The sequence below is a fragment of the Rossellomorea sp. GQ25 genome, from assembly GCF_059758515.1.
This window is the reverse complement of the sequence record NZ_JCAXEQ010000006.1, coordinates 356,496-370,443: the sequence shown is the minus strand read 5'-3', so window position 1 is coordinate 370,443 and position 13,948 is coordinate 356,496. Positions and strand designations below refer to the sequence as shown.

The 13,948-nt window shown below is 42.5% G+C and carries 5 protein-coding genes, 7 tRNA genes, 1 pseudogene and 1 riboswitch; of the genes and pseudogenes, 1 reads left to right on the top strand and 12 read right to left on the bottom strand.

Annotated features, from left to right (window positions below):
* Positions 1-90 precede the first annotated feature (90 nt).
* The 9 genes from AC6CIB_RS19505 to AC6CIB_RS19465 form a co-directional block, all read right to left on the bottom strand.
* A tRNA-Leu gene (locus tag AC6CIB_RS19505) sits at positions 91-179 on the bottom strand.
* A 6-nt stretch (positions 180-185) separates the two neighbouring features.
* Positions 186-260 (bottom strand) — tRNA-Gly (locus AC6CIB_RS19500).
* An 8-nt stretch (positions 261-268) separates the two neighbouring features.
* Positions 269-353: transfer RNA gene (locus tag AC6CIB_RS19495), tRNA-Leu, on the bottom strand.
* A gap of 40 nt (positions 354-393) precedes the next feature.
* A tRNA-Lys gene (locus AC6CIB_RS19490) sits at positions 394-469 on the bottom strand.
* Positions 470-492: 23 nt separating this feature from the next.
* A tRNA-Thr gene (locus AC6CIB_RS19485) sits at positions 493-568 on the bottom strand.
* Between the two features lie 124 nt (positions 569-692).
* Positions 693-768: transfer RNA gene (locus AC6CIB_RS19480), tRNA-Val, on the bottom strand.
* Positions 769-772: 4 nt separating this feature from the next.
* Positions 773-847 (bottom strand) — tRNA-Glu (locus tag AC6CIB_RS19475).
* 251 nt (positions 848-1,098) lie between these two features.
* On the bottom strand, positions 1,099-1,392 hold the full coding sequence (locus AC6CIB_RS19470; protein WP_498283513.1) for an AEC family transporter: 294 nt from the start codon (positions 1,390-1,392) through the stop codon (positions 1,099-1,101).
* A 36-nt stretch (positions 1,393-1,428) separates the two neighbouring features.
* Positions 1,429-1,704, bottom strand: a complete 276-nt coding sequence (locus AC6CIB_RS19465; RefSeq protein ID WP_498283483.1) for a hypothetical protein — start codon at positions 1,702-1,704, stop codon at positions 1,429-1,431.
* Between the two features lie 663 nt (positions 1,705-2,367).
* Positions 2,368-2,453: riboswitch (cyclic di-GMP riboswitch) on the bottom strand.
* Between the two features lie 262 nt (positions 2,454-2,715).
* On the opposite strand from AC6CIB_RS19465, the pseudogene AC6CIB_RS19460 reads away from it, so the two are divergent.
* Positions 2,716-3,603, top strand: a pseudogene (locus AC6CIB_RS19460) (N-acetylmuramoyl-L-alanine amidase).
* 480 nt (positions 3,604-4,083) lie between these two features.
* Here AC6CIB_RS19460 and AC6CIB_RS19455 read toward each other — a convergent pair.
* From AC6CIB_RS19455 to AC6CIB_RS19445, 3 genes are all read right to left on the bottom strand, one after another.
* Positions 4,084-9,669, bottom strand: a complete 5,586-nt coding sequence (locus AC6CIB_RS19455) for a pullulanase (protein ID WP_498283481.1) — start codon at positions 9,667-9,669, stop codon at positions 4,084-4,086.
* Positions 9,670-10,440: 771 nt separating this feature from the next.
* Positions 10,441-12,564: an SA1320 family protein gene (locus tag AC6CIB_RS19450; protein WP_498283479.1), complete on the bottom strand. Its 2,124-nt coding sequence runs from the start codon at positions 12,562-12,564 to the stop codon at positions 10,441-10,443.
* Between the two features lie 12 nt (positions 12,565-12,576).
* Complete coding sequence (locus tag AC6CIB_RS19445; RefSeq protein WP_498283477.1) at positions 12,577-13,503, bottom strand: DUF1672 family protein; 927 nt, start codon at positions 13,501-13,503, stop codon at positions 12,577-12,579.
* Between the last annotated feature and the right edge of the window lie 445 nt (positions 13,504-13,948).

Sequence of the window (13,948 nt, the reverse complement as noted above, 5' to 3'; positions counted from 1 at the left end):
ATGTTTTTCCCTTACCGACTGTCGCAAATTAAGGAAAGATATTTTGCTAGCGCAAACCAATGAAGATTATTTTGCTTCCGCAAAAAATCTTGGTGCCGAGGACCGGAATCGAACCGGTACGGTAGTCACCTACCGCAGGATTTTAAGTCCTGTGCGTCTGCCAGTTCCGCCACCCCGGCAATCTTTGGAGCGGAAGACGGGATTCGAACCCGCGACCCCCACCTTGGCAAGGTGGTGTTCTACCACTGAACTACTTCCGCGAAATAAATGGTGCGGGTGAAGGGACTTGAACCCCCACGCCTTGCGGCGCCAGATCCTAAGTCTGGTGCGTCTGCCAATTCCGCCACACCCGCATGAAATGAATATTAGATATTTCGCATTCACGAAAATCTTTGGTGAGCCATGAAGGACTCGAACCTTCGACCCTCTGATTAAAAGTCAGATGCTCTACCAACTGAGCTAATGGCTCATTTAAATAAATAAGAAACCGAATGGTGCCGGCAAGAGGACTTGAACCCCCAACCTACTGATTACAAGTCAGTTGCTCTACCAGTTGAGCTACACCGGCACATTTCATTACTTTGCGTTTAAATGAAGCCAACTTAATTAAAATTCACTTCATCCAGCAGCTTAAGGAAAGATATTTTGCTGACGCAATTTTCTGTAATTTATTTTACTTGCGTAAAAAAACTTGGTGGAGGATGACGGGATCGAACCGCCGACCCTCTGCTTGTAAGGCAGATGCTCTCCCAGCTGAGCTAATCCTCCATATTGGTGACCCATACGGGATTCGAACCCGTGTTACCGCCGTGAAAGGGCGGTGTCTTAACCGCTTGACCAATGGGCCTTATTAATAAAACATCCGGCTTAAGGACATGTATAACTATAACAATTAATTTCGCAGAAGTCAACTTCTAAATAACTAAAAATGAAAACTTTTTTCAACTTACTCATCTTAATCTTTTTGTAAGCCGAAAAAGAATATACCATATCTTTAAACATTATATCAATAGGAAAAACGACAATCTATCCAAATTCAACTTTAATTTACTGATCCCCCTCCATTGTTAGATACGAGATCAGTAAATCAATCTGGGACTACATCGCTAAATATATAACAAAGGGTAGCCTGATAATGCTCATAATTGTAGAAATGAGCGTTGTACTTGAAACATTCTGTGGCTCTGTCTGGAACTGGATCGCATACATCGTAGTGTTCGCAGCTGTAGGTGTCGCCGCCATAATGATCATGATTTGCTTTGTCATGTTATCCAAAGGCATAGGCAGAACCAGTAGAGCTGCAATCATTGGGGAGGCGATCAATTTCAGTGATAGCGATGTATAGAGCTTCCTCCAATCAATGGCCTTGACCGCGATATTGGTTAATTGCATGCCAAGAGTAAGCATAGTGAATGGGATCGGCGTCTGCTATGAATCGATCGCTTGCATGAATGATTCGATGATTGACACATGAAGCAATTGAAATGCGATGCCGCCCATTGCCCCATACACCATAGACATTCTTTTCACTGCTTGCAGTGCTGCTTTTACTCCGTTCTGTTGGGCACTCCCTTTTGGTGCATAGAATACTCCCAACGTGCTCATCAATAATTGTTGAATGACCATGAGGATAATGGCGACTACAAGTCCTGCTGATCCGAAGAGAAAAAAGGCGAGCGGTGTCCCGTAGTTTCCCTTATTCATGAAAACCGAGGATAAAAAAAGGCCGCATCATTCAGTTTCTGTAAAGCGGTAGACTTTCGACAGAATGGTAGCAAGTAAGATGATGACCAAGCATAATCCAATCATATAGAGGGTCAAAAGACCGTACGTACTATTAATGGCCAGTTGATAAGAAGGCAAACCCTCTTAACGACAAACAGCCCTTATGTTCATTAATTTATTACTGAATACCACGATTCTTTCTTCAGTCATTTACTGGATGGCATATTCAGGACCTTCTTTTCCGGAACTTCTCTCTTTTACTTCTCTGTTATTTCACTACGGTCCCACGTCTTTGCTTCTTTTCCAGAGTTCATTTTGAATCAAATGGAAATACCTACGGATAGTTGTATGGATACCGTCTAGGCAGGTCTCTTTCATCTTTAGTTTAGAAGCAATTTCAAATTAAAACCCCAAATAAAAAAGGCACCTACAAAAGGCGCCTACAAACAAAGGTTATTCAACTTCATCTCATGGTACATTATTTTTTCCTGCAGTTTCTTTTTGATTCGGCAATCTAAACAGCCCTCTAGTAATACGAGATTGTAGTGGATCCTCATAGAGTGCCATCTAAACTTCATTTGTGATAAGAATCGAGTCACCTTCATCATTTCTCCTCCATGTTCATAAATCGCAGGAGTCCGTTTCGAAAACTGGCAAGCATCGTCATCATGAAATTAGCCCCTATAGTTTTGCGTCACCACTTTTCAATGGGTTTGCCTTTATCGTACGAATTATGAAAGATGGTTTGTGTAAAGATCTGTATAAAACTAAAGAACCATACAGAGACATAAGTCGTATTCACTACTTTAGAATAATAACATACTTTCCAAATAGACAAACCGTTTATTCCTAAAAGAATGATAGAAAGACATCTTCCCTATAATTCATTATAAAGGACAGAGAATCGACTCCCCCCTGCCCCACCGTTACCAAAATGACAAGCTGTGAATATAGTACTAGTAAAGGGGGAATTCAGATGATTTATGTAGTATTACGGGATGCTATGCTGGTCATGGATTAGAGACTCCTGGCAAGAGGACTCCCTATATCAACTCTCTAGGTAGGTCGATTAAGGAAAATGAGTTCAATGTGCCTGTTAGTGAATTTTTTTGGGATGAATTGAAGCGACATGGGGTCATCGTCCATGATATTTCTCCAACGACCACAGACGTCCCGTTAACTGCCAGAACGAATGAAGCAAATCGATTATTAAATTTCTACATCAATAAATATGGTGCATCAAATGTGAAAATCGTGTTAGTGAGCTTTCATTTCAATGCATTTGATGGGTCACTCAGCGGGGCAAATCCAAGTGGGATCTCTGTTCATATCCATCCTGGAAGTAAGTATGCAAGGGAATTGGCCAATAGCGTAGGGAAATATTTAAGGCAAGGGACCAAGCAAGTATGACGGGGAATCATAGAGCAGAACCTTCATATAACCAGGGAATTTGAAGGGGTCGTCATCCTGACGGAAAATGGTTTCATGGATCACCCCGACGAAGCTAAGCTGTTGCTTGATAAAGACTATCAAAAAGAAGTAGCGAGAGAAACAGCTCAAGGCGTACTGGAATACTTTAATCTACCGTATTTGCCGGATACACCTAAACCGACTGAAAAACCGAAGGAGGAAGATGATATGCTAGAAAAGGCGATTGTGATTGGTACATTTAATGATTATCCGGCAGCAGAACTATTGGCGAACAGGTTAAAATGCCCGATTTACCCCCGCAATGCGATAAGCGGAAAAGTGGCAAAAGAACTCATTGTCTGCGGCGGGAAGAAAGATGGGTTAATCGCTGATAAAATTGTCGTTCTTTCAGGGGCTGACCGTTATGATACGTATAGAAAAATCGAAGAGTATCTTAAACAGTTATAAGAGTAGACCGGTTTTCAAGACAAAAACTAAATAAATAAAACCCAAGAATGCCATTAAATCAACATTCTTGAGTTTTTCATTTTGATGCTTTTTTGACTTTATCATTCTATTATGGAGAACGGTGGAAAAAAGTTGATCAAGGGATTTCCTGAATACTTTGTTTCATCGACCAATAGTTTGCTTGATTTAATGGCAAGTGAACCTAAATAAAGAATATTCGACACAGATGCTCAATTCATTTGAATAGTGGATCAATTGTACATATTCCGGATCAAAAAAGTTAAAACCGGATTAATAATCGTAAATCGAGTTCAATTCCACCACAAGCCGGATCAAATATCCTCGAAGGCCACTTTAACTAAGCCTTTCAACGGCCCTCAAACCCAACAAAGCTCACTTTCCCATCAAAAAAGTCCATTTTAAGGTTAAAACCACTGCAGTAGTGCAGGAAACTCACCCATTTATTATTGAAATGGCTCCCTAGTCCCGTTTCTTACCCTTCTCATCCACCTTAATCACAACAGTAGTCAAAGGATCCAAAGTCAAAGTATCTTTCGTCAATGTAAAACCAGACTTCTTTGAAACAAGCTTAGTTCCCGCTTCGTCATTGTCTACTACAACCTTTCCTTTCGAGAAGTCATAGTCTCCTATTGATAGGGTACGCGCTTCGCTATCCGCATTCACGAATACGTAGTACTCCCCCGTACGATCAGTGGATACGCTCTTGTAAGCAAGCAGCAAGTCTGTATCGGCAATCTCAGGTAAATCAAGCAGTGATACATTCTGATCGACCAGCTCTTGCTCGCCTAAACGGAAAGCATTGGTGGATCTTCTTAGCTTAATCAAACCTTCTGTATATTCTCTCGTTGTTGTATTGATTTCATATTTCTTTTTATTCGTTGCTTTTTCCCAGTCGAACTTGTTGATGGCGTCGGATGAATCGTAGGAGTCGTGGATGAAGTAGCCGAATGGGTTGCCTTCTTCGTCTTCCAACTCATGGTATTTCTGTTCCGGTACGCCTTCCCCTAGCCACTGCTTCGTTCTGCCGTATTCCTGGCCAGCGTGGATAAAGGCTGTTCCTTGTGATGTTAAAATCATGGAGTTACCAAGACGAATACGTTTATGAATCTCCAGGTTGTTTTCCGGAATGGCCGGGTCCTTTTTGATCGATTGGGCAATGACATCGTATAACGGCAGGTTGTCATGTGCTGCGATGTATTGGACCATGTCGCCCGGGTCGTCGTCTGCTGTGTTGCCCGGCTGTCCTTTAATGTTGTTAAAAATCGTGTTGATGTCGCGGGCCCCACCTGTCAGGAATCGCGGCTCACCTTCTGAACCGAACCCGGATTTCAATTCGTTACGGATTTCGTCAGAGAAGACTCCTACGTCGTCGGTTTTGTCCATCCAATCCTGGTCGGCACCCATTCCTTCAAGGGAAGGATCAGATAAGTGACCTGCGAATGTTCTCCAGCCTTCCCCGATGAACAATGCATCCGGGTTGATTTCAGCCGCTGCGTCGTATGCTTTTTGGATGGATGGGTACGTTGCGTCACCCATCATATCAAAGCGCATACCATCAATCTTGTATTCGTCAAACCAGTATTTCACTGAGTCGACCATCAATTTTTCAGCCATCGTATGGTTGGTGGCCAGATTGTTCCCGAAGCCTCCAAGGAAGTTTCCTTTGTCATCCTGGAACGCATAGTAATTTGGCACGATATCGTTCAGTGTGCTTGTTTTGGCCATATGCGTGTAGACGACGTCGAGGACAACACCCATACCCTTATCATGAATGGCATCGATCAATCGTTTCGTTTCTTCGATTCGTAATTGTGGATCAGTGGCATCCTGTGAATACGCACCATCCGGGGAGAAGTAGCTGTGAGGATCATAACCCCAGTTGTATTCATTTCCTCCCGCTGAATACTCAAGCTCACGTTCGCCCATATTCGTTTCATCGCCGTAGTACCAGGACATGATCGGTAGCAGTTGAACATGGGTCACACCCATTGACTTAATGTAATCAAGCTTTTTGATGAAGGCATCATAGGTACCCCATCTTTCCTTCTTCAAATCTTTTTCAATTGAAGGATCGGACGTAAAGTCACGGACGTGTACCTCGTAAATGACCGCATCTTCACGTTTTTCATAGCCATCGATGGAAGCATGACTGAATTTCTTAGGGTCCGTCCCTTTTAAGTCGACGATCGCTGCCTTCCCGATGTTATCGCCATCAGGTCCCGCTTCACCCTCTGTATTCACTGTAAAAGCAGCCATTGATTTGGCGTAAGGATCCAAGACTTTTTTCGTTACGCTGCCATTGGTTACTTCATATTGATAGTAGTAGCCTTTCAGATCTTTTACCTTTAAGTCTTTTGCCTTTACTTCCGTTGACCAGACGCCTTGTTCACCAAGGGTCAGTTTCACACTGCCGATTGGTTTCGCAGCATCTTTTTTATCAAAGAAGTTCGCGACTACCTTGCTTGCTTTCGGTGCCCATAATTTTAAGGTTGCGTTCCCTTTATTATAAGTAGCTCCGAGGTCATCACCATCATAGGCATACTTGTTATCAAGCAATCTCCATCCTGCAGAAGCTGAAACGGTTCTGCCAGAGTAGGTGATGGAGAGTGGCAGTTTTTCCAGGTCAAAATCAGCTTTTACTTCCACTGTTTTGTCCCCGGTAATTTCAGCACTTTCCACTGCCACGTCGGATCCAGCGCTGTCTTTGATGGCTAAACCGGACAATAACGCTTCTTCTTTCAAACCATCTGTCATCGTGAAATTCAACCGGATCGTATCATCAGAAATGACCTCAGAAGAAATTAGTCCCGTTGCCACGTCACCATGTGGAGAAATGTATACGGTATCGTCACCTTGTTTGACCCATAAGTGATCATACTTATCTAACAGATTGAACGTTTTGTTGCCTCCATCCTTACCGGCATCGCCTTTCGACTCATCCAGCATAAGAAAGCCGATTTCTTTCGCATTTTCATTTAACGGGAGGTCTACATATGCTCCATAACGGTCTTTACCCGCTAAATCAGCCGCGCCTGTCGGCCAGTTATCTGATGGAGCTGCGACATCTCCCCAGTTCCAGACACCGTAGTCTTCATAATTCCCGTCTTCACGCTCATAATGAATACGCACCGTATTCTCCGGCAGATCAGCCGGTTCATACGTATACACCTTATCCGATCCTTGTTGGATCCAAATTTCGTTTACCTCAGGTGAAGGGATCGTAAATCCTTTATCTCCACCATCTTTACCGGCATCCCCTTTTGTAATATCCATTACAAGGAAGCCAATATTTTTTGCTCCTTCAGCCAGGGGAACATCAATGTAAGCTCCATAGCTGTCGGTCTTTTCAAACATGGTAGCCCCTGTCGGCCAGTTAGCCGATGGTGAAGCCACATCGTTCCATAGCCATGCGCCGTAGTTTTGGTAGTTTCCATCTGTACGGTTGTAGTGGATACGGATGTTGTTTTCCGGAACCGGTTCTACTTCAGGATCTTCTCCCCCTGAACCTGTTCCTGCTTCAGCACCTGTAATCTTACCGCCTTCAACAGTAAACAGCGCCGTACCGCCGTCTGCTTTAGAAGGAAGTGTCAGCGTCACTTCCTTCCTTCCGTCAGCATTGTATTCTTCTCCAGAATAAGCATTTGTAACGACTGCACCAGGAGAATCAACAGTCAGGGTAATTTCTTTCGCTTCGTCCTCCACGTTCAAACCAACGTAAACAGAGTCCTCTTTATAGTCTCGAGAGAATACGAGGAATTTATCGCTATTCGTACCGCCGACAGTTTTTCTCTCCCCTTTAGCAAACACATCGGAATGTGCCTCTCTAAAGTTTAAAACCTTCGTATAGTGCTCCAACACGTCATTATTTTCTACATCATCCCAGGCAAAGTCATAGCGGTTATCATACTGCGGATAATTGTTCGCCCCGCTTTGTCCAAGCTCTTCACCGTAATAAATGACCGGCTGCCCTTTCGAGGTTGCCTGAAGAGAAGCGGCCACTTTCAGCTTACCTTCATCTCCGTCTAACGAATACAAGAATCCGTCTTCATCATGACTTCCTAAAAATTGTCCAAGTGTTGCCGTGTTATCAATCTTACCGTTTCGAGCCGTCAATTTATCATTGGCTGCTTTCAGGTTGCCGTTGACAAATTCATGAGCGATATCTTTGAAACCGAAGTCCAGAAGGGAGTCCATCATTCCAGTATCAAGATAACCTAGCTGGTTGTCAGAACTTGCTCCCCAGGCTTCACCAATCATTTTGTGCTGAGGCATTTTTTCCGTGATGGCGGTTTTAAAGGCCATCCAAGTCGTATCTTCAACGTGCTTTACAGTGTCGACACGGAAATAGTCGATCGTATTTCCTTTTGCTGTTGTAGCTTTTTCAATCCAATCCGTTTGCCATTCGATGATTTGCTGGCGAACTTCTGGATTTTCCGTGATGACGTCTGGAAGTCCTGCTAATTCACCAACCACTTCATCCGTGCCGACATTAGCGCCTTGACGAACGATGTCGCTGTAATTAGCTCTTTCTGCATCGGACGGATAACCTGCTGGACGCTGATCTGCAGCTAAGTCACCATCAATCTCTTTTAACCCATACCCGGTATGATTCAAGACAACATCAACCATGATTTTTATGCCACGGTCATGTGCTTCATCGATTAAGGTATGGAAATCCTCCATGGATCCAAAGTGAGGATTCAACTCAGCGAAGTTACTTGCCCAGTAGCCATGGTAACCGAAATAAGGTTCGCCCTCGTTTCCTGCTGTTGAACGCACGTCATATTTCACATTTTCCACAACCGGACTAATCCAGATCGTGTTCACACCAAGATTATCAAGGTAATCCAGTTTCTCCGTGATCCCTTTAAAATCTCCACCTTGGTAAGTTCCGCGTTTGCTTTGATCATAATTCAGATTGTAAGGATCATCATTCGACGTATCCCCATTGAAGAATCGGTCTGTCAGCATGAAATAAATGATGGATTCGTCCCAATCGAGATCCGAATCGCCAACAGACTGTCTTGCTTTCACTTCAATCTCTGTTGAACCTTCATAGTAGTTACCGTAGGAATCCACGACGGTCAGAGGAATCGATTTCGTTCCTGCCGTTACATCATCATCGACTGCCAAGGTCACTTCCTTTAATGAAGGATCGATTTCAAGTTTCTCTGATCCGCCTAGTGAAGAAACATCTGCCGTGATTTTTTGGATTTTCACATCCTCTGTCAGTCCATCGACCTCAACAGATAAGACAGCGTTTTCATTATAGTCTACAGCAGTTGGTGACACTGAACCCGTAACCTTCAGATCCGCCTTTTGAAAGTCAAGAAACGATTCACCATTGACTGAATTATAAGGGTCACTTACTTCTGTCGTTTTACCATCTTTCGTGACTAAAAAGGAGTACGGGTTTTTCCCATTCGGAATGTTTTCGTATGCAAGTACGAATCGTTCATTCTCCGGCTCATATGTCATTTCCCTTGTTTCCCCGTTGTACTTTAACTCAGCTTTTTCGATTGTATCCATCGCATCGTTTGCGAACAGTTCTTTATCACGATAATAGAACGTCGCATTTCCTTGATCGATGACAGGAGCCGATCCATCCGGTACAATGCGGATTTCCTCGACATCGCTTGTTATGTACGCCTTGGTGAGGGTGTCGTTTTTATTCACTTTAATAAAACGATCGCCAAACTCCTTCTCCGCCGTATTCCAATCCTCTGTACTGCGAAGAACAAAGCCGAATTGCTCTGTTTCAGGTGCAACTGCAATGTTTGCTACCGCCACTCCGTTTTCATAGGAGTCAAAGTTGATTTGATCATTCTTTACTCCGGTATTCCAGGCCCATATATTCCAGCCGTCATACGTTTGGTCTTCACGATCATACGTGAAGCGTACTGTGCGATCACCCGTATCAGCTGTGTCAGCCGCGGTACCTCCATCTGCCACAGCAGTAGCTGCAGGTACAAATGGCGACCACAGACTAAGAAGCATCATGATGACCATCAACATTGAGAATCGACGCTTAGTCATGTTTCTCATTCATGCTTTCCCCCTCTTAAATTGGATTAATAGAATAATAGAAGTGCTCTTGATGTTTGTGGAAACGTTTGCACAAAGGGATAAAAAAATGTAGGATATATATGTTTGTAGTTATTTCGGACTAGTGCAAACGCTTGCAATTTTCTGTCTTTTTTATTTTACAATAAATTCATAAATGTGGCTATATGACAAAAGGGGGATTTTATTCCTATTAATAAAAGGCTCTTATCGTAAACACATAGTGGTTATTATACAGAAAAAGGTAGTAGATGATTCCCCTGTAGGCTGCCCCCTGCGCATCCGGATTTCACCTGTCCAGCCACATAGCTTATGGGTCTCAATTGTTGAAGCAGCGCATCTATGAGGTATGGACTTTGTGCTCAAATGGAGGTCCAACGACTATATTTTGCTGATTTTGGACGGAAAATGACTTTAGGTTGTTTTTTTCAGCTGGAGTGGGATCCTGAACGGATTAGAGGAGGCAGGTTTGGCTTTTAATCCTGATACGCAACCCTTTCGCAGAGATTTTGATCCGGATTGGACTATTTTCAATCCGGATATGAGATTATTAATCCTGATTTGAGATGATTAATCCTGTTTTTGATTTATTGATCCTCTTTATGAATAATTGATCCTCCGTGTCGAATTTTCTTTGGGTAGGGATGCTCGGAAGCAATGACCATTCAAGTCGAATTTCCTCATTTACTGATTGAAGAGCTTTCAATTGCGAAAAGAGCAAAAAAAAAATAGGAACAAGTGGATGACCTGTCCCTACATTGTCACACGATCCACTTGTTGACGCAGTTGGATCATGTTGTCTTTCACACGTTGTGAAATTTCACATAATGCTTGAATCGATTTTCCTTTATGATGACTGAGTTGGTAGACGATGTCGTCAAAGAGCATTTCCATTTCTTCATGAATGGCCATGGCTGATATATTGTAAATATGGATATTGGAGTAGCTCGTTAAATCAAAAATCGCAGAGTCGATATAAGGTCTGAAGCTGTCAAGTAACGCGGGAAATCCAATCGTCAACCTGGTTAATCCGTCCCGGAGTCCTTCAATGGTGGCAGCCAATTCGTCTATCGGCTCCAGTGCGGAAGAAACGTACGAGCGGATTTTGTCATCGAAGTCCGAGAAGATGCTGATGAGCTTTCCAGGAACCGTCCCACTCAGGGCAATATTCATGGCACCCTTGATTTGAGCGGAGATGACCTCCAATGTGTTTTCGATGGCAAAAGCAATCCCAGTCAAACCGCCTAAAAGCGGTAATAGAAAGCGGTGGGAAACTCCCTTAAAACCTTCAAAGGACCCATCCAAGTAAATCTCTTTTACTTTCATACCGATGAGCATGTGGTCAGACATTTCCAGCACGTAGTCACTTTTCTTCGGCATCACTACTTCATGTTGAACCGAAGCCCCTCCCGAAATGCTTGCACTTAAAGAAGAATCACGTTCTCCAAAGTTTATTGCGAGCTCCTCAACCTGCTTCTTAAATTCGGCTATGTGACTATTCATCTTTACACTATTGAAATCGATAATCTTATAGTGTGCCAGCATATCGTTCACAAGGAGGTCCTCCAGGGTTTCCTTCCCCCCGCTAAATAGCTCCGGGATCTCCTTATGAAGGATGTTCTGCAGGAATCCTGTCAGACTGGTAATCTCCTGTTTAAATTCAAGCAGCTGATTTCGGGCCTGGCCGAAAATGCTCTCGACACTGATGTTTTGGTTGAATAAGTGCTCCACCAATTCGACCGGTGGGGAATTCAAAACACCGTTGAGAGATTTACTGGCGTTTTCAGCCATATTCACGAGAGAAATTAAATGGTCGATTTCCGAGGTCAAACGATGTCCCGTCGTCGTGATGCCTATGAATAAAGGATTGCCAATCAAGTTTTCGAAAGAATCCTCAAAGATCATCTGCAAGCGGCTCAATCGCTCCGAGTAACGGTCTCCTTCATGCTGGGCGATATCTTGCGAATTGGTCAAGTAGTCCTGGGCATACCTCAATCTTGTGATGACATCCCCTGCAAGGGCTTCAGCCAACAGGTTCAGATTATCCCGATTGATTTCAATTCTATCCGAATGGCCACCATAGAGGGGTTCTCCCGTCCAGATGCTTGTCACGATGTGGGCATCGGCTTCGTCATGAATGTAGCCATGGCCAGGGGATCCTGTTTGACCGATTTCATATTTTCCTCCATCGGTATATCCCGTATGATTGTTTTTCAGAATACTGAATTTCTCGCCGATCACCGGTATACCTGTCGAAATATCGTATCTCTTTCCTGGAATGCGTGAATCGAGATTCAGGGCAATAAGCGTTCCGGTTAAGACGTCATAGTTGGTGAAGTAGTTGGTGATGTTGTCGTAGTTTTTGTTGGGATCGACAGCACCTTTTGGAAGAAGTGCCGGGTTTAGTGTTACTGCATTTATATCTGGTCGATTTCTAACAGCATAGCTTGCTAATGGACCACCAAGAGAGTTTCCCGCGACGTACTTCACTCCACCTTTATTTTTACTTTCCTTATCTACTTTTGTGAGATAACTTCCCGCCGCTTCCAGTTGCGGTAGTGTCAAATCGCTCAAAAGTTGGGCATCCGTTAGTAAATCCTGGTTACCGTTTACAGCCCCTGCATCCGTACCTACGTAAATGACGGAAATTTCTTTTGACTTGACGTTTTCAACTGTGAGAGCATCCAGGCCAGTTGGATCTCCGTACAAGGTATCAATAACCTCATATGTGTGTCCGTTAACCTCCACAACTTTGTGCCTCACAGGTTTTTGATAAGCTACCAACCCCGCTAATTCAACTAAATCTTTATCAATCTCCACCTTTTTAACAGTTGCTACATTGGCAGCATCTGTCACTGGTTTGTGTATTTTAGACATATTCCAAACCACCTATTCCTTACGAATAATTTCTTGTTCTATTGAATTATCTTTAAACCCTTCAAACGATTCCTTGTGAACGCCATTATCATTTACTGCAACTCTATATGTTCCTTGGGGAAAAGCACTCAGTTCCTCTATATCTTTCGCAACACGTTTCATTATCTTTTCGCTAGGTGGTACGTTCTCTTCTTCCATAAATAGCATAATGTTAATTCTTAAGTTGTCCACGTTGAACAATTTTGCATTATACGCTTGTTTTAATGTATCGATATTTGTTTCTTGATCTTTCATATATAGATCATAGACAGGCTTAATTGCTTCGTCTGTATTTAATGATGACATAAAGTAATAAGGTGTCATATTACCAGAACCACCAACATTTTGAAGAGATTCAATTGTTCTTCCTACAACCTCTTCTTCTGAAACCACCTTCTCAAGATAAGTATCCAGATTCTTAAATTCTTTCTTAAATATCAATCTGTATAATCCTTCCCGGATACCTCTCTCAACTTCACCTTCTTGTGTTCTAACTTTACTAGTCACGATTTCTTCTGTTCCCTGATCTATTGGAACAATGGCATAAGAATAAAAATGAACAGGTCCTGTCGACTCTACAAATACCGTCACTCCATCTAAATTTCCCACAAGATTATGAACTTTTACCTCAGTCTTATATTTTTCTAAAAAAAACTCTTTAACCGCTTTTTCTATTTCTTCACTTTTAGCTTCTGCAATTTTATCGTTTTCTTCGCCATTATTTAATGTGTATCCTTCGCCTTTATAATCTTGTACTCTTTCATACTGATCTTCCACTCCATTTTGCGCACTTTCCTTCTCATCGACACCATTACCATTCGCATTATCCATATTCATACATCCTCCAAGTAATAATGAAAGTCCGATTCCGCATATAATCCATTTATTTTTAGTATTCATGAATGTCTGATCCTCCTAATTGGATGGGTTCATTTAAAGAATTACCTTTATATTGTATAAAAGTCTGTAAAGTATTAACAGTTCATTCGGATAATACTTAGATTAATCAGGTAAAACAGGAAAAAAGTAGGGGAGCAGACTTCTTTTTTACGTTTCTTTTATACTATGTATTTACGCTAATCAAATCATACCTTAAGACTTATATATTTGTATAATTACCCCAATTATTCAAATGATAACCTCCTACATCGTCAAGATAGAATTTTTAGACTTGTACCTGTGAATATTGGTTACTCTGTATTCAGTTTCACTAACAACCGATTCAGTATTAAAAGACGGTTTTTCATATGCTTCTTGGCCTGCTAACTATAGCAAATCTTTATCTACACTATTGACTTCCTTTTCAATCTTCTCTCTATTTAGTTTCAGGGGGGGTTAATTTACT

What these genes read in the sequence shown, in the direction of transcription:
- AC6CIB_RS19470 (WP_498283513.1), bottom strand. Translation starts at nt 1,392, where the DNA reads ATGCAATTAACCAATATCGCGGTCAAGGCCATTGATTGGAGGAAGCTC.
- AC6CIB_RS19465 (WP_498283483.1), bottom strand. Translation starts at nt 1,704, where the DNA reads ATGAATAAGGGAAACTACGGGACACCGCTCGCCTTTTTTCTCTTCGGA.
- AC6CIB_RS19450 (WP_498283479.1), bottom strand. Translation starts at nt 12,564, where the DNA reads ATGTCTAAAATACACAAACCAGTGACAGATGCTGCCAATGTAGCAACT.
- AC6CIB_RS19455 (WP_498283481.1), bottom strand. Translation starts at nt 9,669, where the DNA reads ATGAGAAACATGACTAAGCGTCGATTCTCAATGTTGATGGTCATCATG.
- AC6CIB_RS19445 (WP_498283477.1), bottom strand. Translation starts at nt 13,503, where the DNA reads ATGAATACTAAAAATAAATGGATTATATGCGGAATCGGACTTTCATTA.